Origin of the sequence: Cupriavidus mimosae (assembly GCF_023952485.1) — a bacterium.
GTDB classification, from domain to species: Bacteria; Pseudomonadota; Gammaproteobacteria; order Burkholderiales; family Burkholderiaceae; genus Cupriavidus; species Cupriavidus taiwanensis_C.
The window spans coordinates 255,303-280,133 of the sequence record NZ_JALHRY010000008.1; the positions used below are offsets into that span (position 1 = coordinate 255,303).

The following is a 24,831-nucleotide window of genomic DNA, read 5'->3' on the forward strand; positions in this document are numbered from 1 at the left end:
CAGGAAGTTCAGGCTCGGCAGAATGTAAGAATTGCGCGCTCTGCGCAGGTCGGATGGGTTATCGCGAGGTAGATTTTTCCCAGTCATTGATTTTTAAGTGAATGGATAAAAGATGAAAGTGAATAAACATCACCACGCCCGTTCTTGTGCCGGTTTGCAGTGTGCGCGACGATTTGCAGTGGCATAAAAAGCGGATCGGGTTAACCCCTTGGGAAACCCGGCAGCGGCGATACTAGGGGTACCCGTCCGACACCGTACAGGCCGGTAACAATGGGTTACGTGTGATTTTCGGGCGGGGCACCTGTGCACTATTGCAGTGCGTGGTTGCGACGTAACGATTACTCGCCCGTGGATCACATGTAAGGATTTGTTCGATTTGTGGACACTCTTACGTACGCGGCAATATCATCGCGCGCGATTTTCGGGACTAAAACAACGGGTAATTGCGCTGACTTTGGCCAGGCCAGCACCGGCATTTAATGCCGGCGGCACGCCAGCGGCGCGGTGGGTTAAGGCCACCTGAATTCCACATGAATGCCAGCGGCGCGCGGCGTTAAGCGCCACGCCCAGCGGTCGCCCCAGGCCGGCGCCTGTGGCTCGCTTCGGGCGTCGCCATACGTTATCGTTGAGCCCCCTGGAGCCCGGCCCGCGCGCCGGGCGCCGTTGACCGACCGTGCGCACCAAAGCCGTCTCGTCCCATGCAAGCCACCAGGAAATCGTTCGTCGGACGCATCCGCGAACAGCTGGACCAGTTGTCGCCTTCGGAGCGACGGCTGGCGGAGTTCGCGCTGGATTTCCCTGGGGATCTGGCGGGCTATACCGCCTCGGAACTGGCCGGGCTGGCCAATGTGTCGAATGCCACCGTGACGCGCTTCGTGCGGCGCATGGGCTATGCCTCGTATGACGACGCGCGCAAGCATGTGCGCTCGGAGAAGAGCGCGGGCTCGCCGCTGTTGCTGGCCGGCACCGAAAGCGCGGCCGGCGTGGACGCTACCGGCTCGCTCGGCGCGCATCTCCAGCAGGGCCTGGCTAACCTCGGCGCCACTTACCGACGCCTGTCGGAGGCCCAACTGCGGGAAATCGCCGAGGCCATCCTCGGCGCGCGCAAGGTGTGGATCGTCGGCTTCCGCTCGAGCCAGCCGCTGGCCATGTACCTGCGCTGGCAACTGCTGCAGATCGTGCCCAGCGCGCAGGCGGTGCCCGGCGCGGGCGAGACCATGGGCGAACATCTCGCGGGCATGAGCGAAGAAGACGTGGTGATCGTGCTGGCCTTGCGCCGGCGCGTGCGCGAGCTCACGTCAGTGGTGGCGCAGGCGGCGAAGGCTTGTCCCAGGCTGCTCTACATCACGGAGCAGGGCGCCACCGCCAGGGTGCCCGCCAGGTGGGTGCTGCGCTGTGATGTACAGGCCCCCGGTGTGCTGGACAACCATGCCGCCGTGATCGGGCTGTGCCACCTGATCGTCACGCAGGTAATGGAACTGGCCGGCACGCCGGGCCGGCGCCATCTGGGCCTGGTCGAGGCCTTCCACGACGCACTCGACGAGCTCTGAGCGCGAGCGCCGGGAGCCGGCGCGATGCAAACCATTTCGGATTTTTCGCCGCGGTGCTTGACTGCATTAGCCGCCACGCGTCGGTATAAACCCGTATGAAAAATTCTTTTCAAATACTTATCATATGAAAAAATAAAACCATTGCGGCGGGAGCAACTGAATCCCGGACAGCAAAAAAAGCGCCGGCGTGCGCATGGAGGCAAGGCATGGGTGCGGAAGTCATGGTTTCTTCGACGCAGCCGCGGCTGCAGCAACTCGAGCGGGCCCTGGACGATATCGGCGTCACCCCGTCGCACAAGAAAATCCTGGCGCTGATTTTGTTCGGCGTGCTGTTCGACGTGTTCGAGCAGAATGCCGTGGGCCTGGTGGGTCCGCTGCTGCGGGAACACTGGGGCGTGTCGGCGGCGGAAATCGGCTTTCTCAACACCCTGACTTTCGGCGCGGCGGCGCTGGGCCGGCTGGGTTCCGGCTATATCGCCGACCGGTATGGGCGCCGCGCGATGCTGAGCATCAACCTGATGCTGTTCACACTGGGTGCGCTGATCTGCGCGCTGGCGCCGAATTACGCGGTGCTGGCCGCGGGGCGTTTCATTGTCGGCTTCGGGCTGGGCGGCGAGATCTCGATTGCGGTGACCATGCTGGCCGAGTTCTGCTCGTCGCGTTTCCGCGGCGTGGCGGTCGGGGCCATCAACGTGGCGGGCGGAGGGCTGGGCAATATGCTGGCGCCGGCCTTCGGGCTGGCGGTGTTTGCCTTGTTTCCCGGGCCGGACAGTTGGCGCTGGCTGTTCGGCTGCCTGGTGCTGCCGGCGTTTTTCGTGCTGCTGTACCGGCGCTTTATCCCTGAGACTCCGCGCTTCCTGCTGTCGAAGGGGCGCGTCGACGAGGCCAACCACGTGCTCAATATCCTCGCCTCGGGCAAGCTGTCGCGGCGCCCGGCGCAGTCGACGGAATACCTGAGTGCCGCGCGCGAGGGCGATATCCAGCCGGAAAAGGTGCGTCTGAGCGAAGTCTTCACCGGCCGCCTGGCACGCCGCACGATCGCGGTTGGGATTGCCGTGTGCATGACCTATGGCGCGCAGATTTCGGTGCTGACGCTGATGCCGACGATCCTGATGGCGCAGGGCTATACGCTGACCAAAAGCTTCGCCTTCACCATCGTGATGCAGTCCGGCAGCCTGCTGGGTGCCGTGGCGGCGTCTTACTTCGGTTACCGCCTCCCGCGCAAGCGTGTGCTCACATTGGGGGCGCTGCTGGCGTGCGTGATCGGCTTGTGCTTCGGCTTCCTGTCCAGCTCGGCGGCGCTGGTCCTGATGTTCGGCGCGGCCTTCCAGTTCTGCGTGCTGCTACTGAACACCTCGATCTGGATCTACGCGCCGGAGCTGTATCCGACCCGAGTGCGCGCCTTCGGCACCGCCTTCATCCTGGCGCTCGGCACCATGGCCGGCGCGGCCATGCCGCTGATCGCCGGCCGCGTGTTCGACCAGTACGGCATCGGCGGCATGTTCGGCATGATGGCCGGCATGTACGCCGTGTTCGCGCTGGTGCTGCAGTTTGCCCCCGAGACCTTCGGCCGGGCGCTGGATGGCGCCGACGACGAGCCCGGCGACGCACCGCGGCATCCGGCCGGCCAGCCCGCCGCCAGCCAGCACTCTTGAGTTCCGAGACGCGCATGAGCCATATCCTGCTGATCAACCCGAATACTTCCAGCACCACCACGCAGATGATGGTCGGCATCGCGCGCGCCTGGCTGGCGCAGCACGTGGCCGCGCCGCCGGCCGTGGTCGGCGCGACGGTGGCGCGCGGGGCGCCGATGATCGTCGACGATGACGATCTCGCGGTGGCCGCCGGCGCGGTCAGTGACGCGGACATGGTGCGCCTGGCCGGCCTTGCCGGGGGCGTGATCGTCGGCGCCTTCGGAGATCCGGGCCTCGACGCGCTGCGCGCGCGGCTGACAGTGCCGGTGCTCGGCATCGGCGAGGCCGCGATGCGTGCCGCCGCGGCGGGCGCACGGCGCTTCGGCATCGCCACCACCACGCCGCGGCTGGCGGCGTCGATCGCGTCGGGCGTGCGCCGGCATGGGCTGGAGGCCTGGTTTACCGGCGCGCGCTTCACCGACGGCGACCCGCGCGCGCTGGGCAACGCGCCGCAGCAACAGGAAGAACGGCTCGCGAGTGCGGTACAGGCGTGCATCGACGATGGCGCGCAGGCCGTAATCATCGGCGGCGGGCCGCTGGGTGAGGCCGCGCGGGCACTGGGACAGCGCTTTGCGTTACCCGTGATCGGGCCCATCCCGGCCGCATGCGAGGCGCTGGCCCGCGCCTTGGGCCTGCCATTGCGCCAGGGGCCGGCGGACGCGCTCGCGGCGGCCGCGGCAGGCGCTCAAACCACCTGAGACGCGGGCTAGGCCACGCGCGTCGGCCGCCTGGCCTTCATCGCCGACGGGCGTACCTGTTGCAGCGCGCGCAGCGACTGCAGGGCATCCTCGACCGCTTCGATGCCGTCGCGCAGGCGGCCGGTGGCATAGCCCAGGCGGCTTTGCGCGTCGGCATCGGGCGTGGAAAGGTTTTCGAGTGCGTCGACTTCCGCCTGCATCTGTCCGACCAGGCGGCGTAGCTGGGATGTGCTGTGCGAGGCTAGCGAACGGATCGCCATCGTGAGAGCCCTCCTTGCATGACCGGGTGCGCCCCCTGGCGCTGGTCCGCACGCTTCGTGCGATGCCCGTCCTTTCTACGGTAAAGGCGGCGCAATAAGTTAGCCAGCGCTGTTACGAAATCGGCACGAAGGCGCGGCCTAATGTCGGGCCGAGCCCCGCTGCGCCTGCCGCAAGTTCGGCTATAGTCACCCGATGGATTCGCACTCGCCCCGCATGCGCGCAAAACCGGGCAGTCTGCCCGACGACGACGCCACTCCCGCCGCGCAAGCCGAGGCGCGCCATCGCGCCGGCCGCAACAGCACGCTGGTCAGCGTGGCGGTCAATATCGGCCTGACCGCGGTGCAATCGGTCGCGGGCATGATCTCCGGCTCGCAGGCGCTGATCGCCGACGCCGTGCATTCGCTGTCCGACCTGCTATCAGACTTCGTCGTGCTGGCCGCCGGCTGGCAAAGCCGCAAGGACCCGGATGCCGATCACCAGTACGGCCACCTGCGCTTCGAGACCGCCGCCTCGCTCGCCCTGGGCGTGCTGCTGCTGACGGTGGGGGCGGGCATGCTGTGGGCGGCGCTGGGCAAGCTGCAGTCCGCGGGCGGCGCGCAGCCGGTGCGGCCGGTGGCGCTGTGGGTGGCGTTGGCCACGCTGGCGTCCAAGGAACTGCTGTTCCGCTACATGCTGGCCGTGGCGCGGCGGGTGCGCTCGAGCATGCTGGTGGCCAACGCCTGGCATGCACGCTCGGATGCGGCGTCGTCGCTGGTGGTGGCGCTTGGCATCGGCGGCAACCTGCTGGGCTACCACATCCTCGACCCGATCGCGGCCATCGTGGTCGGGCTGATGGTGGCGCGCATGGGGCTGCGCTTCGGCTGGGACGCGCTCAACGACCTGATGGACCGCGCCGCCGACGAACAGACCGTCACCGCCATCCGCGCCACCATGCTGGCGACGCCCGGCGTGCTCGGCCTGCACGACCTGCGCACGCGCAAGATGGGCGACCAGGTGCTGGTCGACGTGCACCTCGAGATCGACGCCACCCTGTCCGTGGCGCAGGGTCATGCCATCGCGGTGGAAGCGCGGCGCCGCGCGCTGGAACACCACCATGTGCTGAACGTGATGACGCACGTCGACCCGGTAAACGTGGCCGCAGCGACTGCCGATGGCTGAACCGGGCTGTGGACAGATCTGCCCAAGCCTGGGGATAACCGGCCGGACAAGCTGTGTCGCGCCTGGGGACGCGCTGTGGGACGTATACGGACAACTCGCGGTGGGCGCGACAGATGTATACGCTGCCGCGGACTTGTCCCGCCAAATCAGGGTTATCCCGGAGCCGTTATCTTTGCTGCAAGTCACTGACCCGGAAGGGAAAAGGTGACTTATCCACGGCCCGGGCCCAGGTTTACCTACTACTACTATGTTTACATACGTAAACAATATAAAGACCACAGCCAGGACTTTTGCGAGGGACGGTGATGTGTGCCGGTACGTATACGCGGCGTCCCGTATACCGGCTAGCGCGGCACCTTGAACGCCTTGCGCGCTACCAGAACCTGCGCGCGCGTGGCGCAGCCCTCCTGGTGGTCGTTGACCAGGCCCATGGCCTGCATCAGCGCATACATCGTGGTAGGGCCGACGAAACGCCAGCCGCGCTTCTTCAGGTCCTTGGACAGCGCGGTTGACTCCGGCGAAATGGCCATGGTGCGCAGCACCTCGGGCGTCAGCACCTTCGGCCGGCTGGCCGGATCGGGCTCGAAGCGCCAGAAGTAGGCCGCCAGCGAGGACTCTGATTCCAGCAGTTCGCGGGCCCGCCGGGCATTGTTGATCGCGGCCTCGATCTTGCCGCGATGGCGCACGATGCCGGCATCGCCCAGCAGGCGCGCGATGTCGCGCTCGGTGAAGCGCGCGACTTTCTCGATGTCGAAATTGGCAAACGCCTTGCGGAAGGCTTCGCGCTTGCGCAGGATGGTCAGCCAGCTGAGCCCGGACTGGAACCCCTCCAGACAAAGCTTCTCGAACAGCCGGCGGTCGTCGGCGACCGGAAAGCCCCACTCGGTATCGTGGTAGTGGCAATAGTCCTCCAGCGTGCCGCACCAGCCGCAGCGCACCGGCGCGGCTGGTGCTTCCTTGTTGCTCGTCATGCGTACCTTTGCAGTGTTGAATAAAGGGGGCGCCGGCCAGCCCCTCGCCGGCCGGCGCATTTGCTGCGATCATGCCCGCACCTGAGAGATTGCGGAAGGCCGAAAATGGACATGCGATTGACCACCCTGGACGAGGACGGATGGGAGCTCGACGACGCCGAGCCCATTGCCGCCGCCCACCCCGACACCTTCTGGCTGCCGCCGCGCGCCGAACGCGACGCGCTTGCCGCGGGCCAGCAGGTCAAGCTGATCTTCCGCATCCTCGTCGCCGACGAGGATGGCAACGAGGAAGTCCATGTCGAGCGGATGTGGGTCAATGTGACCGGGCGCGAAGGCGCGCTCTATACCGGCGAGCTCGACAACCAGCCGTATTGCACCGACGAGATGAATCCTGGCATGCCGCTGTGTTTCGAGGCCCGGCACGTGATCCATATCTATCGGGAAGGCGACGAAGACGCTTGAGCGACCGGCAGCCGGCCATAAAAAAAGCCAGCCTCGCGGCTGGCTTGCTGGATGCAGAGGCGCGGCGCGCTCAGGCCAGATGCTTGCCGGTGCGGTCGTGCATGAACACCAGCGCGACAAAGCTTACCGCGGCAGCGGCGATCACGTAGTAGGCCGGTGCCAGCTTGTTCTGGGTGGACTCGATCAGCCACGTCACGATCAGCGGGGCGAAGCCGCCGAAGATGGTCACGGCGAAGTTATAGGCCAGCGACAGGCCGGTGGAGCGCACTTCGGTCGGGAACTGCTCGGCAAGCACCGCCGGCGCCGGGCCGGTAAAGGCCGCCAGCAGGATGCCCAGCACGATCTGCACCTGCAGCAGCGTCTGCGTGGTCGGCGCTACGTTGAGCCAGTGGAACAGCGGATAGGCGAGCACGCCGATCAGCAGCGCCACCACGCCCAGCATGCGCTTGCGCCCCACGCGGTCCGACAGCATGCCCATCAGCGGGCACAGCACCAGGATGATGGCGCCGCACAGCGCGGTCGACTGGAACGTGGCGCCCAGCGGCAGGCCCAGCTGCTGCTTGGCATACGACGGCATGTAGAACACCAGCACATAGGTGCAGACCGTCCACAGGATGGTCACGCCCAGCTCGGCCAGCACTTCGCGCGGATGGTCGCGCAGCACCTGCGACAGCGGCGAGAATTTCACCTTGGCCGCCTGGCGGGCGGCCTGGCGCGCCTCGAACTCGGGCGGCTCGTGCAGATGCGAGCGGATATACATGCCCACCGGCCCGATCAGCAGGCCGAACAGGAACGGGATGCGCCAGCCCCAGGCGTCGATCTGCTCGGGCGACAGGCCGTTGGTGACCAGCGCGCCCATGGCGGCGCCCAGCATGAACGAGATGCCCTGGCTGGCCTGCTGCCAGCTGGCGTAGGCGCCGCGCTCGGCGTCTGGCGCATGCTCGATCAGGAAGGCGGTGGCACCGCCCACTTCGCCGCCGGCGGAAAAGCCCTGGATCAGGCGCGCGACCACGATCAGCGCCGGTGCCCACAGGCCGATCTGGTCGTAGGTCGGGGCCAGGCCGATGATGGCGGTGCCCAGCGCCATCAGCAGGATGGTCAGCGTCAGCGCTGCCTTGCGGCCGACGCGGTCGGCATAGACGCCCAGCACGATGGCGCCGACCGGGCGCATGAAGAAGCCTACGCCGAAGGTGGCGACGGTGAGCAGGAACGAGGTCAGGTCATTGCCGGTGGGAAAGAACAGCTTGGCAATGATCACGGCGAAGAAGCTGTAGACGGTGAAGTCGAACCACTCCAGGCCATTGCCGATGGTGGCGGCGATGATCGCCTTGCGTCGGGTGGCGTTGGTCAGTTCTGGAACGGGGGCGGTAGTCGCGGTCATGAAGCGTCGGTCATGCGGGGAAACCGCCATATTAAGCGATTCCTTAATCCCGGACCTCCGCGCCGTAGCGCGTGACTTCAGCCTGGAAGTGCAGGTTCAGTCGTCCGGCGGTCAGGCTTTGGCGGGCTCGCGGGGCCGGTCTCGACGGGCGCCGAGGCGGCGGGGGCCGGGCGGCTTCGGGTGAGCCAGAGCAGCAGGGCGCTGGCCACCCAGCCGCCCACGAACACCGTGTCCCCGGCCCGGTTCAGCCAGGCGGCCGCGGCCGGCATACCGGTCACGGACAGCAGCAGGCCGGCTGGCAGCCGCGCCAGGATCCACAGCGCGACGGCGGGCAGGCTGCCGTAGACGCCCGGCTGCCACCATTGGCCCGGGATGCGGTTGTGCCGTCCGGCGCGGCGCGGATTGCGCGATGCCACCTGAGTCTCCTGCCATGCGCGCGGAAAAGCGCCGTGGCGTCTGCGTTGCGGAAATTCTTGCGGAGTGCCTGTAGCGGGCTTCCGGCTGCAGCATAAGCCTCTCGCATCGGCCACGGTGCCGGTGCGGCGCGCGTTGTGTGGGCCGCGCCACGGATCGGCCGCCGGATTCAATTTTTTTGCATGAGGTGTCCGCAAAGCGCGGCCGCGCCCGCCGCCGTTCTTTGCCAAACTGGAAGCCAGTACACAAACCGTTTGAAGGCGGTATTGCCATGCTTCCCTCGCTCTATATCTCCCACGGCTCGCCGATGCTGGCCATCGATCCCGGCCCCACCGGCGCCGCGTTCGAGGCGCTCGGGGCCCGGCTGCGCGCGCAGCGCCCGCGTGCGGTGCTGGTGATTTCGGCGCATTGGATCTACAGCACGCTGGCGGTCACCAGCCGCGAACGCCAGGAGGCCTGGCACGATTTTGGCGGCTTCCCGCGTGAGCTGTACGCGCTGCGCTACGACGCACCGGGTTCGCCGGAACTGGCGGCGCGGGTGAAGGCACTGGTCGAGTCGGTGGCGATTCCCGGCGCGGGCTTTGTCGGCCACGACGACGAGCGCCCGCTCGACCATGGCGCCTGGATGCCGATGCGCCACTTCTTTCCCGATGCCGACATGCCGGTGGTGCAGCTGGCGCTGAATCCATATCTGGCTCCCCAGACGCAGATCGCGATCGGGCGCGCGCTCGCGCCGCTGCGCAACGAAGGCGTGCTGGTGCTGGCCTCCGGCAGCTTCACGCACAACCTGCAGGAAGTGTTTGGCGGCGGCCGGCGCGAACAGCACGGTCCGGCAGCCGAGCCCTATGTCGAAGCGTTCCGCCAGTGGATGGCCGAGGCACTGGACCAGGCCCTGGCCACCGGCGACACCCGCCTGATTGCCGACTACCGTGCCCAGGCGCCCTATGCGCGCCGGGCGCACCCGACCGACGAGCACCTGCTGCCGTTCTATGTGGCGCTGGGCGCGGCCCTCGGCCCGGAGGGCGCGCGCGCGGCGCAGCCAGAGCCGGCCGCGGTGTCTCGGGTCGCCGACGAGGTCACCTATGGCGTGCTGGCGATGGACAGCTTCGTGTTCGAGGGCATGGGCGCCGGGGCGCCGCTGCGGGCCGCGGCCTGAAGGCTTACTGGCCGGCCGGGGTACGCGGCGGCAGGTAGCGCCGCGCCGAGCGCGCTCCCGCCACTGCGATCCAGCCCATGGTCAGCGCCACCAGCGCCAGGCCGGCGCGCAGGCTGGCCAGGTGCGCCACGCCGCCGATCAGCACCGGGCCCAGCAGCAGCCCCACATAGGCGAAGCGCGCCACGCGCGCAATCGCTTCGGCCGGCGCCACGCCGGGCAGCCGCGACGCGGCGACAAAGAAGATCGGCACCATATTGGCCGCGCCCAGCCCCATCAGCGCAAAGCCCGCCAGCGCGGCCAGCGGCAGCGGTACGGCCAGCGCCAGCGCAATGCCGGCAAAGCCCAGCCAGGCGCTGCCGGTCAGCGTGGCGCTGTCGCCCAGGCGCGCGCGCAGGCGGTCGCCGCCGAAGCGCCCGCACGCCATGCCGCCCGAGAACGCGGCATAGCCCAAGCTGATCCAGCCGTCGGGCGCGCGTGCCACATCGCGCATGTAGACGCTGGTCCAGTCGTACATCGCGCCTTCGCCGATCAGCCCGAGAAAGGCCAGCAGCCCCAGCAGCCATAGCGCCCGCACCGCATGGTCGCGATGGTGGGGCGCGGAAAGCGGCACCGGATGGTCGGCCAGCAGCCCCGGCAGCGTGGCCACCGCCACCGCCGCGGTCACGCCGGCCATCATGGCCGCATGCGCCAGCGGCGGTACGTCAAAGGCCAGCATCAGGCCGCCAAAGCCCGCGCCAGCCATCCCGCCCAGGCTGAACATGCCATGCAGCGACGACATCACCGGCCGCGTGCGGCTGGCCTCGACCGTGGCGGCCTGGGCGTTCATGGCGACATCGAACGCCGCGTTGGTCATGCCGAAGACCAGCAGGGCGGGCAGCAGCAGCCAGAACGACGGCATCGCAAGGATCGCCACCGTGGCCAGCGCGAACAGCAGCCCGCCGGCCATCGAGGCGCGCGCGCTGCCGGCGCGCGCCACCCAGCGGCCGACCGGGCCCATCGCCACGATGGCGCCGCCCGCCACCGCCAGCATCGCCAGAGACAGCATTGCGTCGGACAGGCCGAAGCGCGCCTTGATGGTGGGGATATGCACGCCCCAGGTGGCAAAGGTGGCGCCGTTGACGAAGAACAGCGCCATGGTGCCGCGCGTGGCGCGTGCGACCTGGCCGGCAGGCAGCGTGGCGGCGGACACCGGCGAGCCGGTCATGGGCGGTCCGTGCCCACGCGCAGCAGCCCGCGCCGGTGCAGCGCGTAGCCGAACGCCAGCAGCGCGGCCAGCGCCAGCGCCAGCATCACCCACAGCATCAGCCAGTAGCCCCCGGCCGCGCGCCACAGCAGCGCGCCCAGCCACGGCGCCGCCGCCTGCATCAGCAGCACCGGCGTCATCATCAGCCCGTTGAGGGTGGCATAGTGGTGGCGCGAGATCAGCTCCGGCATGGCCATCGCGCGCAGCATGGTGTTGACGCCGTTGGCGCAGCCGTACAGCACGGCCGCAACCATCAGCCACGCGCCATGCCCGAGCGCGAAGCACAGCAGGCCGACACTCATCAGCGCATAGACCGGCAGCGACAGCCGCACCGGGTGGCGCACGCCCGCGCGCATCATCAGCATGCGGCCCGCCACCTGGGCCGGCCCGATTAGCGCCGCAACCGCCAGCTGCTGGGCCACCGGCATGCCCTTCTCCGTCAGCATCGGGATCAGGTGCGCGCCCAGCAGCGACGCCACCACCGCGGTCGCGGTAAAGGCCAGCACCACCGCCCAGAACACCGGCTGGCGCAGCGTGGCGCGGGCAATGTCGCGGCCGCCGGCGGGGGGCCGTGCCGGCGCCGGCGCCGGAGTAAGAGGGATGCAGGGCGTAGCGCATGCGCGCATGCAGCGGCGCGCAGACCAGCAGGTTCAGCAAGGCAAAGCCGACCAGGGTCGGGCGCCAGCCGACATGCAGCACCAGCCATTGCGCCAGTGGCACGAAAATGGTGCTGGCAAAGCCGGCCATCAGCGTGACCGCGACGATCGGCTTCTGGTACTGGTCGCCATAGGCCTGGCGCAGCACCACGAAGGCGGGCTCGTACAGCGTGGTCGCCATGGCCAGGCCGAGCGGCACCCACATCAGCAGGAACACGGACTGCGACGGGGTCCACGCCCACAGCAGCAGGCCCAGCCCGGCCAGCACCGAGCCCGCGCCCATCACCTTGCGCGCCGGGGCGCGGTCCAGCAGCCGCCCGACCGCGAACGAGCACAGCGCCCACACCAGCAGCCCCAGTGAATAGCCGCCCGCCAGGAACGGCTTGGACCAGCCCAGGCTGCGGATCATCGGATCGATGAAGACGGTGAAGGCGAAGAACAGCGTGCCCCAGGAGATGGTCTCGGTCAGACCGAGGATCCACACCAGCCGGCGCGGCGGCGTGGCGGGCTGTGCAGGCCCGGGGCGGGCCGGGCTGGCAGGATGGCGGATGTCGGCAGCGTCCGTGCCGGGGCTGGCTTCGAGTGTGGTCATGGCGGGCCCGGCGGGGGATGGCCGCCACGGAAGCGGCACGCCTGGGGCCAGTCGGAAATTGTAGCGAGGCTGCGCGCCGGCTGCTCGCGACGCGCCGGCCACAACGCGCGTTACTGTGCGGTCACCGGCGTAGGCGGTCCTTTCAGCTCGACCACGTTGCCGTCGGGGTCCTGCACATAGAGCGAGGGTCCCTTGCCTTCGGCGCCGAAGCGCTGCGCCACTTCGCCCACGTCGACGCCATGCCGCGCCAGATGCGCGCGCAGCGCCTGCGCGTCGAACGGGTCGATGCGCAGGCAGAAATGGTCGAGGTTGCGGCCCTGTGCGCCCGGACCGGCGCCGCCAGCGCGGCCCAGCGGGCCATCGAGCGTGACCAGGTCGATCAGGCTGGCACCGGCGCGCAGCTGGGTCAGGCCCAGGTCCTGCTCGCGCTCGACGCTGCAGCCGAGCACGTCGACATAGAAGCGCCGCAGCGCGGCCACATCGGCGCTGCGCAACACCAGGTGGTCGATGCCGAGGATGCGGAAGGTCGCGTCAGTGGTGCAGTCCGTCATAGTCGATGATCTTGAGGTTATCCAGGTCGACATTGTCCAGGCAGCGCACATTGACCGCGGCCATTGGCTTGCCGTCCTTGTCCTGGCCATCTGCATACGGGCCGCAGCCGCACACCGGGCAGAAGCGGTGCGCGATCTTCATGGTGTTGAAGCGGTAGGTGGAGGCGTTGCCCTCGGGCGTGTCCAGCTTGAAGGACGCGCGTGGGACGAACCACAGCAGGTGGCCGCGCCGGCGGCAGATCGAGCAGTTGCAGCGGATCACGCTGGGGATGCTGTCGGCCTCGACCGCGAAGGCGATGTTGCCGCAATGGCAGCTTCCGTTGAAGGTCATGTCACTCTCCTTGCGATGGATACCGTTCGGCCAGAATCACATCGACGCTGCTGCGCCGCAATATGCCGGCACATTGTTTGGTTTTTGACAGTGTAGTCCGGCAACGGGTGCCACAATGCCCGCAAGCTGTGGCAAGACGATGGCGGCACGCCCACGCATCGCCCACAAAAAATCGCCCACAAAAGGAGACCCGCATGAGCGACACCCACGCGCCCGCACGCGCCAACTTCAGCCATATGGAACACGGCACCCGCGAGGACTGGGCCGCCATCTCCGCCGAGTTCATGCCGTTTGCGCGCGCGCTGCCAGACCGCGTGCTCGCGCACCTGCGCCTGCTCGACGGCGATTGCGGCGGCTTCCCGGTGGACCGGCTCACGCATTCCTTGCAGACCGCGACGCTGGCGCACCGCGACGGCCAGGACGAGGAATACGTGGTCTGTGCGCTGCTGCACGATATCGGCGATACGCTGGGCAGCTTCAACCATCCCGACATCGCCGCCGCCATCCTCAAGCCCTTCGTCAGCGCCGAGAACCTGTGGATGGTGGAAAAGCATGGCGTGTTCCAGGGCTACTACTTCTTCCATCATCTTGGCCTGGATCGCAACCTGCGCGAGCAATACCGCAACCAGCCAGAACTGTTCGAGCGCACCGCGGAGTTCTGCCGCAAGTACGACGCCGCCGCCTTCATGACCGACTACGACACGCTGCCGCTGTCGTTCTTCGAGCCAATGGTGCGCCGGGTGCTGTCGCAGCCGAAGCATTCGATGTACGTGAAACCGGGAGAAACGACGCTGGCGCAGGCGTAAGCCGACGACTGACCCAAACCGATGGTGTTCCCCTCTCCCCTCATGGGGAGAGGGCAGGGCGAGGGGTGGTCTGGCAAGGCGTCACGCATCGAGAAACGCCGGCCCTCTCCCCCGGCCCCTCTCCCGCGAGCGGGAGAGGGGAGGAAGAAGCGAGCCTCAAGCCGCCCGCTGCGCCGTCTCCGGATGCCGGAACTGCTCCAGCAGTTTTTGCCAGCGCGCGCGCACCGCCTTCAGGTTGTTTTCCTTCACGTGGCCGAAGCCGCGGACATCGTCCGGCAGGTTGGCCAGCGCCACTGCGATGTCGTGGTTGGCGGCATTCAGGCCCGCCACCAGTTCATCCAGCAGGGCGCGGTACTCGCCGATCAGCGCGCGCTCGGTGCGGCGCTCTTCGGTCTTGCCGAAGATGTCGAAGATGCCGCCGCGCAGTCCCTTCATCTTTGCCAGCACGCGGAACAGCTTCATCGTCGACGGGCCGAACCTGCGCTTGACCAGCTGGCCCTTGTCGTCGCGCTTCGCGTTCAGCGGCGGCGCCAGCCAGAAGTTGAGCTGGTAGTCGCGCCCGGGCTCGCCCTCGAACTGCGCGCGCAGCTTGTCCAGGAAGGCCGGGTCCGTATAGAGGCGCGCGACTTCGTACTCGTCCTTGTACGCCATCAGCCTGGCCAGGTTGCGCGCCGCCGCCTCGGTCAGCGGCAGGGCCTTGCCGCTGCTCAGCAGCGCGCTCTCGGCCGCGCGCACGCGCTCGATCGCTTCGCGGTAGCGGCTGGCATAAGCCGCATCCTGGTACGCCGTCAGGTGTTCCACGCGGCGCGCGATCAGCTTGTCGAGCAGGGCGCCGGTCGACGCCGGCAGCTTGACCACGGCCGCCCCTTCTGCGGTGCTCTTGAGCTTGCCGCTCAGCGACAGCACGTGCTCCGGGTCGTGCGCCATATGGCGGCCCCAGTCGAACGCGGCCTTGTTCTTTTCCACCGCGACCCCGTTCAGCTCGATGGCACGCTCCAGCGCCTGCAGCGTCAGCGGGATCCAGCCCTTCTGCCAGGCGTAGCCCAGCACCAGCGGGTTGGTGTAGATGGCGTCGCCCAGCAGCGCCACGGCCAGCCCGGAGGCATTGATGAAGTCGCACTTCTCGCCCACCGCATTGCGCACGTCCTGCTCGGCCGACAGGCCCGGGAACTGCCACTTCGGGTTCTTGATGAAGTCGGCGGTCGGGGTTTGCGCGGTATTGACCACGGCACGGGTGCGGCCGGCCTGGGTCTTGGAGATGACCTCGTCGGAGGCCGACACGATGGCATCGCAGCCGATCACCAGGTCGGCCTCGCCCATGGCGATACGGGTGGCATGCAGGTCATCCGGGCGCGCGGCCAGCTGCACGTGCGACAGCACCGCGCCGCCTTTCTGTGCCAGCCCGGCCATGTCGAGCACGGTGACGCCCTTGTTCTCCAGGTGCGCGGCCATGCCGAGCAGGCCCCCGATGGTGACCACGCCGGTGCCGCCGACGCCGGTCACGAGGATGCCGTAGGCGCGGCGGATCGCCGGCAGTTGCGGCTCAGGCAGCGCCGGCAGGCTGTCCATCGACACGCCATGCTGCTCGGGCTTGCGCACTTGCGCGCCCTCGGCCGTGACAAAGCTGGGGCAGAAGCCGTTCACGCACGAGAAGTCCTTGTTGCATGACGACTGGTTGATCTGCCGCTTGGTGCCGAACTCGGTTTCCAGCGGTTCCACCGAAAGGCAGTTGGACTTGACCGAGCAGTCGCCGCAGCCCTCGCACACCGCGTCGTTGATAAAGGCGCGGCGCGGCGGGTCTTCCATCGTGCCGCGCTTGCGGCGGCGGCGCTTTTCCGTGGCGCAGGTCTGGTCGTAGATCAGGATGGTGCAGCCGGGCACCTCGCGCAGTTCGCGCTGCACGCGATCGAGCTGGTCGCGGTAATGGATGTCGATGCCTGGCGGCAGCTTGATCGCCGCGTTGTACTTCTCGGGCTGGTCGCTGACGATGACGATCTGCTTCGCGCCCTCGCTGTGAACCTGCCAGGCGATGTCCTGCACCGACAGCTGACCGTCCACCGGCTGGCCGCCGGTCATCGCCACCGCGTCGTTGTACAGGATCTTGTAGGTGATGTTGACGCCCGCGGCGATCGACGCGCGGATCGCCAGCAGGCCGGAGTGGAAGTAGGTGCCGTCGCCCAGGTTGGCGAACACATGCTTGTCGCCGGCAAACGGCGCCTGGCCGATCCACGCCACGCCTTCGCCGCCCATCTGGCTGAAGGTGCTGGTGCTGCGGTCCATCCACACCGTCATGTAGTGGCAGCCGATGCCGGCCAGCGCGCGCGAGCCCTCGGGCACGTTGGTCGAGGTGTTGTGCGGGCAGCCCGAGCAGAACCACGGCTTGCGCTCGGCCTTCGGCTGGTCCTTTCCCTGGCCGACCACGCGCGGCGTGGCCAGCGCCTTTTCCTTGGCCTCGATGATGGCCAGGCGCGCGGTGATGCGCGCACGCACGTCCACCGGCAGGTCGAACTTGTCCAGGCGCGTGGCGATGGCCTTGGCGATGATCGCCGGCGACAGCTCATAATGCGCCGGCAGCAGCCAGTGGCCCTGCGGGATCGACCATTCGCCGCCGGCGTTGTCCTTCTCGTCGAACTTGCCGTAGACCTTGGGGCGGACGTCGTCGCGCCAGTTGTACAACTCTTCCTTGAGCGCGTACTCCATGATCTGGCGCTTCTCTTCGACCACCAGGATTTCCTGCAGGCCCTCGGCAAAGGCACGCGCGCCATGCGCCTCGAGCGGCCACACGCAGCCCACCTTGTACAGCCGGATGCCGATCTGCGCGCAGGTGGCATCGTCCAGGCCCAGGTCGGCCAGCGCCTGGCGCGTGTCCAGATAGGCCTTGCCACCGGTCATGATGCCGAAGCGCGCATGCGGCGAATCGATCTCGATGCGGTCGAGCTTGTTGGCGCGCACGTAGGCGAGCCCGGCGTACCACTTGTAGTCGAGCAGCCGCGCCTCCTGCTCCAGCGGCGGATCGGGCCAGCGGATATTGAGGCCGCCCGGCGGCATGATGAAGTCGCCCGGCAGCGCGATCTGCACGCGATGCGGGTCCAGTTCGACCGAAGCCGACGATTCCACCACGTCGGTCACGCACTTCATCGCCACCCATAGCCCGGAGTAGCGGCTCATGGCCCAGCCGTGCAGGCCGTAGTCGAGGTACTCCTGCACGTTGGACGGATACAGCACCGGCAGGCCGCAGGCCTTGAAGATGTGCTCGGACTGGTGCGCCAGCGTCGAGGACTTGGCCGAGTGGTCGTCGCCGGCCAGCACCAGCACGCCACCGTGCGGCGAGGAGCCCGCCGAGTTGGCGTGCTTGAACACGTCGCCGGTGCGGTCCACGCCCGGCCCCTTGCCGTACCACATGCCGAAGACCCCGTCGAACTTCGCATCAGGGTACATGTTGACCTGCTGCGAGCCCCACACCGAGGTCGCGGCGAGGTCTTCGTTCAGGCCGGCCTGGAACACGATGTTGTGCGCGGCCAGGTGCTTCTTGGCCTTCCACAGCGACTGGTCGAGCGCGCCCAGCGGCGAGCCGCGGTAGCCGGAGATAAAGCCGGCGGTGTTCAGCCCGGCGGCGTGGTCGCGCTCCTGCTGCAGCATCGGCAGGCGCACCAGCGCCTGCGTGCCGCTGATATAGATGCGGCCGCGTTCAAGCGTGTATTTGTCTTCGAGGGAAACGTTGGCGAGCGCCTGGCGGATGGCGTCGCTGACCGGCGAGGTCAGGGGGGCATTCATGCGTGCTCCTCTATGGGCGTGCTGTCGGGATCACCGAAACCTGCAGTTGTGGGCAACCGCCGCGTCGCCTCTTGTGAAGGCTCCGGGTGGCTGTGTCTCTGCGCGGCATGGTAGCACCGCCACAAAAGCGGCGGTACCTTGCAATGCAGCACAAAGCGTGCCGGTTGTGGCCCGGATTTCCCGTATCGACAGGGCCCGGCGTGTACACTGCGTTGCGTCGAGACCGCCCGCGCCGACGCCGGGTGGTCTCCCATGCGTCATATCTGCGTTGCCAGTCTGGTGCAACCCGATCCCTTGTCCGCCCGCGCCGGTGCGCGGCTTGCCAGCGAATATCCGAACATGACCAATTCCCCCCGCCAGGGCACCGCGACCCTGGCCGTGCTGATCGACGCCGACAACGCGGCGCCCGCCATTGTCGAAGGCCTGCTGGCCGAGGTCGCCAAGTACGGCGTGGCCGCCGTCAAGCGCATCTATGGCGACTGGACCCGGCCCAACCTGGCCGGCTGGAAGGAGCGGCTGCTGTCCCACTCGATCCAGCCGATCCAGCAGTTCCGCTACACCGTCGGCAAGAACGCGACCGACAGCGCCATGATCATCGACGCCATGGACCTGCTCTACACCGGGCGCTTCGATGGCTTCTGCATCGTCTCCAGCGACAGCGACTTCACCCGGCTGGCCTCGCGCATCCGCGAGCAGGGCCTGACGGTGTACGGCTTTGGCGAGCGCAAGACGCCCAAGCCGTTCGTCACCGCCTGCGACAAGTTCATCTATTCCGACGTGCTGCGCGCCGAGGTCGACACCGACGGCGCGGATGGTGCCGACGGTGCCGCCGCGCCCACGCGCAAGCGCAGCACCGGCGAGCTGCGCCAGGACTCGCGTCTGGTGCGCCTGCTGCAGAACGCGGCGCAGGCGGTGTCGGACGAAGACGGCTGGCTGACGCTGGGCAGCATGGGCAACCACATCGCCAAGCAGGCGCCGGAATTCGACTCGCGCAACTACGGCTACGGCAAGCTGTCGGAGCTGGTCGCGGCGACCGGCCTGTTCGAGGTCGAGACCCGCAACGGCGGCAACAACAAGACCATCTGGGTGCGGCTGAAGAAGCGCGCCAAGGGCGGCGAGCCGCAGCAGCGCGCGCCGCAGCCGCCGGCCCAGCATGCCGAGCCGGCACGCCGCCAGCCTGCACCCGCGCCGGCGCCGGAACCGGCCCGCGGAGCCGAGCCGGTGCCCACGCCGGAGACGGTTGCGCCCGAGCCGGAAGCCCCGGCGCAAGCCGAGCCGCCGTTCGTCGCGGCCGATGCAGTGCAGGCCGAGCCCGAGCCGCAACCGGTGCCGCCGCTGGAAGCCGCACCGCAGCCGGATCCGCAACCGGAACTTCAGCCTGATGTGCAGCCGAAGGCGGGCAGCCGCACCAGCGCGCGCAAGCGCGCGGCGCGCCGGCCCGAGGTGACGCTGAGCGAGACGCCGTGGCCGATCGACCAGTCGGTGTTCGCGGCGCCGGGAACGACCGTGCTGACGGCGACGGTGGAGGCGGAACCCCAGCCGGCCGCTGCCGAAGCCGAAGCCGCGCCGGCACCGGCTCCTGCACGCAAGACGCGCAAGCGTCCGAGCAAGAAGGCAGAGTAAAACGGCTGCTGGTTTTCTTCCCTCTCCCGCCTGCGGGAGAGGGGCAGGGGGGGTGAGGGCAGGCGCTGGCATACCGACGCGCTGCACTTCGTTGATGCTCCCACCCTCACCCCCACCCCTCTCCCACTTCGCGGGAGAGGGGTGCCTGCACCAGCGGCGTCAGGCAATGCGAGCATTGCTGGTTGCCAGCACAGCGCTCTTACCGCACCAGCTGGTTGATCTCGATGATCGGCATCAGCACCGCCAGCACGATCAGCAGCACCACCACGCCCATGGTCAGGATCAGCAGCGGTTCCAGCAGGCTGGTCAGGAACAGCGTGCGGCGTTCCAGTTCCTGCGCTTCGCCTTGCGCGGCGCGGTCCAGCATCACCGGCAGGTTGCCGGTGGCTTCGCCCGAGCGGATCAGGTGCACCAGCACCGGCGGAAACTGGTTCTGCGCCGCCAGCGCGCGCGCCAGCGAGGCGCCTTCGCGTACGCGGGTGTTGGCGTCTTCGACGTTGGCGCGCAGCGCCTCGTTGGTCAGGGTCTCGCCGGCGGCCTGCAGGCTGCGCAGGATCGGCACCCCCGCGGAAACCAGGATCGCCAGCGTGCCGGCAAAGCGCGCGGTGTTGTAGCCGCGCACCAGCTTGCCCAGCAGCGGCGCGGTCAGCAGCCAGCGGTGCCATTCCAGCCGCACCGCGGGCTGGCGCAGCAGCCGGCGAATGCTGAACGCGGCCACCGCGATCACCGCCAGTGCCGCCCACCACCAGTTGCGCACGAAATCCGACAGCCACAGCATGACGATGGTCAGCGTGGGCAGCTTCTGCTTGGTATTGGCGAACACGCTCACCACCTGCGGCACCACGTACGACAGCAGGAAGATCACGATCGCGAACGCGACCACCGTGACGATGGCCGGATAGGTGAAGGCCAGCCGGATCTTGGAGGTCAGCGTGTTGCGCGACTCGATATAGCCGGCCAGCCGCTCCAGCACCACGCCCAGGTGGCCGGAGTGCTCGCCGGCCGAGACCAGCGCGCGGTAAATGTCCGGAAAATCGCGCGGATGCTGCGCCAGCGCCACCGACAGCGCGCTGCCGCCCATCACTTCGGCGCGGATGCCGGCCAGCAGTTCATGCACGTAGGGCCGCTCGGCCTGGTCGGCCAGCGCGCCCAGCGCTTCGTCCAGCGGCAGGCCGGCCACGATCAGGCTGGCCAGCTGGCGCGTGAACAGCGCCTGCTCCTGCGTCGACAGCTTGCGCGCGAACAGCTGGCTGCCGGCGCGCGGCGCCAGGCCGGCGCCGGCTAGGGTGTCGACGGTGAGCGGCGTCAGCCCGCGCGCGCGCAACTGGGTGCGGGCCTGGCGCGCGCTGTCGGCCTCGATCACGCCACGGTCGGTCTTGCCGGCGGCGTCGGCGGCTTCATAGCGGAAAGCTGGCATCCGGTCGGCTCCGCGTCAGTCGCGCGTAACGCGCAGCACTTCCTCGAGCGAGGTCGCGCCGCTGTCGATCCAGCGCTGCGCGTCGCCGCGCATGGTGTGCATGCCGTGCGCCAGCGCCACCTGCTTGATCTCGGATTCGGGCGCCTGGCGGTGGATCATGGTGCGGATTTCATCGTCGACCGTGAGCAGCTCGTAGACGCCCATGCGCCCCTGGTAGCCCGACTGGCCGCACTTGTCGCAGCCGACCGGATGCCACACGGTCTGCAGCGGCTTGCCCTGCGCGTGCAGCACGTCGGCCTCGGCGGGCGTGACCTCGATCACTTCCTCGCGCTTGCAGTGCGGGCACAGGCGCCGTACCAGTCGCTGCGCCAGCACCCCCAGCAGCGATGACGACAGCAGGAACGGCTCGATGCCCATGTCGACCAGCCGCGTCACCGCCGAGGCCGAGTCGTTGGTGTGCAGCGTGGCCAGCACCAGGTGGCCGGTCAGCGACGCCTGCACCGCGATCTGCGCGGTTTCCAGGTCGCGGATCTCGCCGATCATGACCACGTCCGGGTCCTGGCGCAGGATCGCGCGCAGGGCCTTGCCGAAGGTCATGTCGATGCGCGGGTTGACCTGGGTCTGGCCGATGCCATCCAGGTCATACTCGACCGGGTCTTCCACCGTCATGATGTTGGTGGTGCGCGCATCCAGCCGCGACAGCGCGGCATACAGCGTGGTGGTCTTGCCCGAGCCGGTCGGCCCGGTCACCAGCACGATGCCGTGCGGCTGGCGTATCAGGTGGTCGAAGCCGCGCAGCGTGTCGGGCGCCATGCCCAGCTTGGCCAGGTCCAGCCGGCCGGCTTCCTTGTCGAGCAGGCGCAGCACCGCGCGCTCGCCGTGGCCGGTGGGCAGCGTCGAGACCCGTACGTCGACCGGCCGGCCGCCCACGCGCAGCGTGATGCGGCCGTCCTGCGGCAGGCGCTTCTCGGCAATGTCGAGCTGCGCCATGATCTTGATGCGCGAGATCAGCGCGCCGTGCAGCGCCTTCTTGGGCCGCACCACGTCGCGCAGCGTGCCGTCGACGCGGAAGCGCACCACCGAAGACGATTCGAACGGCTCGATATGGATGTCCGAGGCGCCTTCGCGCGCGGCCTGCGTCAGCAGCGCGTTGATCATTCGGATGATAGGGGCGTCGTCTTCGGATTCCAGCAGGTCTTCCACCGCGGGAATGTCCTGCATCAGGCGCGACAGGTCGACCTCGCCCTCGACCTCGCCGACCACCTGCGCGGCGCTGCCGTCCTGGCGGTTGTAGGCGTCGGACATGGCATGCTCCAGCGCCTCGGGTTCCAGCACGCGCAGGCGCAATGCGCCATGCACGCGCGCCACTTCGGCCAGCGCCGTGGGCGAGGTGGCGCGGCTGACCCACACCTCGAGCCCGTCGGGACGCTGGTGCGCGATCAGCAGCGGCGCCTCGCGCGCAAAGCCGTAGGAAACCAGCCGCGCCGCCATCGGCGACGGTGGCTCGAGCTCGGCCGGCGGGTTGATGCCGGCAATGCCGGCGGCAGGGGCGGAAAGGGCGGTTTGGACTTCGCTGGCCATGACGGGCCTCAGTACGGGAGTGCGGCTTCGCCGCGCGAGTTGAGCGGCTGCGGGCCGCCCACCGGCGCTTGCGGCACGGGTTGGGGCGCGGGTTGCGGGACCGGTTCGGGCGCCGGTTGCGGGACCGCCTGCAGCGGCTGTGGCTGACCCGGCACGCCCGGCTGCGGCGCGCTCTGCGGCAGCGTCTGCGGCAGCGGCAGCGGGCCGGCCACCGGGCCGTTGGTGCGCGGGTTGACGAACGGCGTGCTCGGCGCGTCGGCCGGCGGCAGCAGCGGCGTGTTGGTGTCCCGCACCATGATGTTAGGCGATACGAAGCCCTGCTGCTGCGCGCGCATATAGTCGTAGCGGTCCGCGGTCAGGCGGTCGGTGGCGCCGGCGGTGCGCATCACGTAGGGCCGCAGGAACACCAGCAGGTTGGTCTTCGAGCGGTTCTTGTTCTCGTAGCGGAACAGGCCGCCGATCAGCGGGATGTCGCCCAGCAGCGGCACCTTCTGCACGCCGTCGCCGTAGTTGTCCTCGATCAGGCCGCCCAGCACGATGATCTGGCCGTCGTCGACCAGCACGTTGGTCTCGATCGAACGCACGTTGGTGGTCGGGCCCTGGATCAGGTTGGCGGTCGCCTGCACCACATTCGACGATTCCTGGAAGATCTGCATCTTCACCAGCCCGCCGTCGGTGATCTGCGGCTTGACCCGCAGCGTGATGCCGACGTCCTTGCGGTCGAAGGTCTGGAACGGCGTGACCGACGCCGCGCCGCCGGTCTGGGCGTAGGAGCCGGTGGTGATCGGGATGTTCTGGCCGATCAGGATCTTGGCTTCCTCGTTCTCCAGCGTGATCAGGTTCGGCGTGGACAGCAGGTTGACGCTGCCGTTGGTGCCCAGCGCGCGCAGCAGGGCGCCCAGGCCCATGGCCCGGTTGACGATGCCCAGGTTCAGGCCGCCGATGTCGGGCACCAGTTGCTGCGCGGCAGCGATGCCGGCGGAGCGGTTGGCGTCGGCCAGGGCGCCGGCCAGGGTCAGGTTGAGGATGTTCTGTCCGCCGGTGCCGAAGTTGGTGCCGGCAAAGACGTTGTTGTTGCCGCTCGACGAGCTGATCAGGCCCTGCCACTGGATGCCGAGTTCGCTCGCCTGGGTGGCGGTCACCTCGACGATCATCGACTCGATATAGACCTGCGCGCGGCGCGCGTCGAGGTCGTCGATCACGCCGCGCAGGTTGCGGTAGACCGGTTCGCTGGCGGTGATGATCAGCGAGTTGGTGGACGGGTCCGCCTGGATGATGCCGCCCGTGGTCGGCTGCGTGGTGGTGCCGAACGAGGCCGCGAAGGCCGAGTTGCCATAGGCGCCGCCGGTGCCGCCCCCGGTGCCGGTGCCGCTGCGCATGCCGGTCTGGGGAGTGGTGGCGCCGCCGGTGAACTGGCCGCCGGTCGGCGTCGAGACATTGGTCATGCCCGCCGAGCCGCCGATGCCGCCGGCCTGCCCGCCGGGCTGGGTGGTGGTGGCGAAGCTGCTGTCGGCGGCGACGATGGCGCGCAGCGTCGCGGCCAGCTTGATCGCATCCGCGTTCTTCAGCGGCACTACCCAGATGTTGCCGGGGCGCGCGTAGGGCTGGTCGAGCTTCTCGATCAGCTGGCGCGCCTGCTGCAGGCGCGCGCGGCTGGTGGCGCGGATCATCAGCGAATTGCTGCGCGGCTCGGCCACTACCGAGGTGCGCAGGCTGGCATCGACGGCCGCGGCACCGCCGCCGCCGGTGGCACCCGCGGCGCCGGGGTCCAGCAGGCGCTGCAGCACCGCCGCGGTATCGCTGGCCAGCGCGTGCTTGAGCGGCACCAGCTCGACCTCGCCCGAGGCCGGCGCATCGACCGCGGCGATAATGCGGGCGATGCGGCGCAAGTTGTCGGCGTAGTCGGTGATGACCAGGGTGTTGTTGGCCGGATAGGCGGTGATGGTGTTGTTGGGCGCGATCATCGGCCGCAGCACCGGCACCAGGTTGTTGGCCGACTCGTAGTTCAGCCGGAACACCTGGGTCACCACCTGGTCGCCGCGGCTGGGGCTGCCGCCGATCACGGTGGGCGAGCCCTGCAGCTTGGCGTCGGCCTCGGGCACGACCTTGGTGAAGCCGTTGCTCTCGACTATGGCATAGCCCTGCATGCGCAGCACCGAGCCCAGCGTCTGCAGCGCCTGCGCGCGCGATACCGGCTGCTCGGTGACGAGGTTGACGGTGCCCTTCACGCGCGGGTCGATGACGAAGTTCTTGCCGGTGGCCTGGCCGACCGCCTTGATCACGGAGTCGAGGTCGGCGTTGACGAAGTTCAGCACCACCTGATCGCGATTGGCGGGGGTGACGTCGGGCGGCGCCGGCGGCGTGCCCTGGCTACGCGCGGCCGGCGCCCCGGGCTGGGCCCACAGCGGCGCGGGCGCCAGCAAGGAGAGCCCGCAGAGCAATGCCACGGCGCGGGCGCAGGCGGTCTTGAAAACAGGTCGGTTGGCGTGGGTGGTCATAGTCATTTCCGTGG

At 68.6% G+C, this 24,831-nt stretch carries 19 protein-coding genes and 1 pseudogene; 8 read left to right on the forward strand and 12 right to left on the reverse strand.

From position 1 onward, the window contains the following. The first annotated feature begins 698 nt into the window (after positions 1–698). The 3 genes from MKD50_RS17170 to MKD50_RS17180 all read left to right on the forward strand — a co-directional run bounded on the left by MKD50_RS17170 (position 699) and on the right by MKD50_RS17180 (position 3,942). On the forward strand, positions 699–1,550 hold the full coding sequence (locus MKD50_RS17170) for a MurR/RpiR family transcriptional regulator (protein WP_252667872.1): 852 nt from the start codon (positions 699–701) through the stop codon (positions 1,548–1,550). Positions 1,551–1,756: 206 nt separating this feature from the next. Further along, the gene (locus MKD50_RS17175; RefSeq protein WP_252667874.1) at positions 1,757–3,205 is read left to right on the forward strand and encodes an MFS transporter; all 1,449 of its coding nucleotides are present in this window, start codon (positions 1,757–1,759) and stop codon (positions 3,203–3,205) included. Between the two features lie 14 nt (positions 3,206–3,219). Continuing rightward, a complete protein-coding gene (locus MKD50_RS17180) occupies positions 3,220–3,942 on the forward strand; it encodes an aspartate/glutamate racemase family protein (RefSeq protein ID WP_252667876.1) in 723 nt (240 codons plus the stop codon). Positions 3,943–3,950: 8 nt separating this feature from the next. On the opposite strand, the gene MKD50_RS17185 is transcribed toward MKD50_RS17180, so the two are convergent. Further along, complete coding sequence (locus tag MKD50_RS17185) at positions 3,951–4,202, reverse strand: hypothetical protein (RefSeq protein ID WP_018006124.1); 252 nt, start codon at positions 4,200–4,202, stop codon at positions 3,951–3,953. Between the two features lie 214 nt (positions 4,203–4,416). Between MKD50_RS17185 and MKD50_RS17190 the strand changes: the two genes are divergently transcribed. Beyond that, the gene (locus MKD50_RS17190) at positions 4,417–5,361 is read left to right on the forward strand and encodes a cation diffusion facilitator family transporter (RefSeq protein WP_252667878.1); all 945 of its coding nucleotides are present in this window, start codon (positions 4,417–4,419) and stop codon (positions 5,359–5,361) included. A gap of 344 nt (positions 5,362–5,705) precedes the next feature. Here MKD50_RS17190 and MKD50_RS17195 read toward each other — a convergent pair whose 3' ends face one another. Continuing rightward, on the reverse strand, positions 5,706–6,332 hold the full coding sequence (locus MKD50_RS17195) for a DNA-3-methyladenine glycosylase I (protein WP_252667880.1): 627 nt from the start codon (positions 6,330–6,332) through the stop codon (positions 5,706–5,708). Between the two features lie 105 nt (positions 6,333–6,437). Between MKD50_RS17195 and MKD50_RS17200 the strand changes: the two genes are divergently transcribed. After that, positions 6,438–6,794, forward strand: coding sequence for a DUF2314 domain-containing protein (locus tag MKD50_RS17200; protein WP_115678860.1), 357 nt, complete (start codon positions 6,438–6,440; stop codon positions 6,792–6,794). 70 nt (positions 6,795–6,864) lie between these two features. On the opposite strand, the gene MKD50_RS17205 is transcribed toward MKD50_RS17200, so the two are convergent. Then, positions 6,865–8,175, reverse strand: a complete 1,311-nt coding sequence (locus MKD50_RS17205) for an MFS transporter (RefSeq protein WP_252667882.1) — start codon at positions 8,173–8,175, stop codon at positions 6,865–6,867. A gap of 77 nt (positions 8,176–8,252) precedes the next feature. After that, complete coding sequence (locus MKD50_RS17210) at positions 8,253–8,591, reverse strand: hypothetical protein (RefSeq protein ID WP_252667884.1); 339 nt, start codon at positions 8,589–8,591, stop codon at positions 8,253–8,255. A 269-nt stretch (positions 8,592–8,860) separates the two neighbouring features. On the opposite strand from MKD50_RS17210, the gene MKD50_RS17215 reads away from it, so the two are divergent. Beyond that, complete coding sequence (locus MKD50_RS17215) at positions 8,861–9,745, forward strand: DODA-type extradiol aromatic ring-opening family dioxygenase (RefSeq protein ID WP_252667886.1); 885 nt, start codon at positions 8,861–8,863, stop codon at positions 9,743–9,745. Between the two features lie 4 nt (positions 9,746–9,749). Here the strand turns inward: MKD50_RS17215 and MKD50_RS17220 are convergent, their stop codons facing one another. From MKD50_RS17220 to MKD50_RS17235, 4 genes and pseudogenes are all read right to left on the reverse strand, one after another. Next, on the reverse strand, positions 9,750–10,949 hold the full coding sequence (locus MKD50_RS17220; RefSeq protein WP_115705282.1) for an MFS transporter: 1,200 nt from the start codon (positions 10,947–10,949) through the stop codon (positions 9,750–9,752). Beyond that, a pseudogene (locus MKD50_RS17225) lies at positions 10,946–12,236 on the reverse strand (MFS transporter). Before MKD50_RS17225 ends, MKD50_RS17220 begins: the two are co-directional and overlap by 4 nt. Positions 12,237–12,346: 110 nt before the next feature. Continuing rightward, a complete protein-coding gene (locus tag MKD50_RS17230; RefSeq protein WP_252667889.1) occupies positions 12,347–12,787 on the reverse strand; it encodes a VOC family protein in 441 nt (146 codons plus the stop codon). Next, positions 12,768–13,118, reverse strand: coding sequence for a GFA family protein (locus MKD50_RS17235; RefSeq protein ID WP_092316607.1), 351 nt, complete (start codon positions 13,116–13,118; stop codon positions 12,768–12,770). The genes MKD50_RS17230 and MKD50_RS17235 overlap by 20 nt, the downstream gene beginning before the upstream one ends. A gap of 194 nt (positions 13,119–13,312) precedes the next feature. On the opposite strand from MKD50_RS17235, the gene MKD50_RS17240 reads away from it, so the two are divergent. Then, positions 13,313–13,924, forward strand: a complete 612-nt coding sequence (locus MKD50_RS17240; protein WP_115705279.1) for an HD domain-containing protein — start codon at positions 13,313–13,315, stop codon at positions 13,922–13,924. A 156-nt stretch (positions 13,925–14,080) separates the two neighbouring features. Here MKD50_RS17240 and MKD50_RS17245 read toward each other — a convergent pair whose 3' ends face one another. After that, positions 14,081–17,698: an indolepyruvate ferredoxin oxidoreductase family protein gene (locus tag MKD50_RS17245; protein WP_252667891.1), complete on the reverse strand. Its 3,618-nt coding sequence runs from the start codon at positions 17,696–17,698 to the stop codon at positions 14,081–14,083. Between the two features lie 339 nt (positions 17,699–18,037). Between MKD50_RS17245 and MKD50_RS17250 the strand changes: the two genes are divergently transcribed. Continuing rightward, positions 18,038–19,321, forward strand: a complete 1,284-nt coding sequence (locus MKD50_RS17250) for an NYN domain-containing protein (protein ID WP_240072956.1) — start codon at positions 18,038–18,040, stop codon at positions 19,319–19,321. Positions 19,322–19,520: 199 nt separating this feature from the next. On the opposite strand, the gene gspF is transcribed toward MKD50_RS17250, so the two are convergent. The 3 genes from gspF to gspD form a co-directional block, all read right to left on the reverse strand. Then, positions 19,521–20,738: a type II secretion system inner membrane protein GspF gene (gene gspF, locus MKD50_RS17255; RefSeq protein WP_240072955.1), complete on the reverse strand. Its 1,218-nt coding sequence runs from the start codon at positions 20,736–20,738 to the stop codon at positions 19,521–19,523. Between the two features lie 15 nt (positions 20,739–20,753). After that, positions 20,754–22,229, reverse strand: a complete 1,476-nt coding sequence (gene gspE, locus MKD50_RS17260) for a type II secretion system ATPase GspE (protein ID WP_050976489.1) — start codon at positions 22,227–22,229, stop codon at positions 20,754–20,756. Between the two features lie 98 nt (positions 22,230–22,327). Then, complete coding sequence (gene gspD / locus MKD50_RS17265) at positions 22,328–24,817, reverse strand: type II secretion system secretin GspD (protein WP_252667893.1); 2,490 nt, start codon at positions 24,815–24,817, stop codon at positions 22,328–22,330. Positions 24,818–24,831 lie beyond the last annotated feature (14 nt).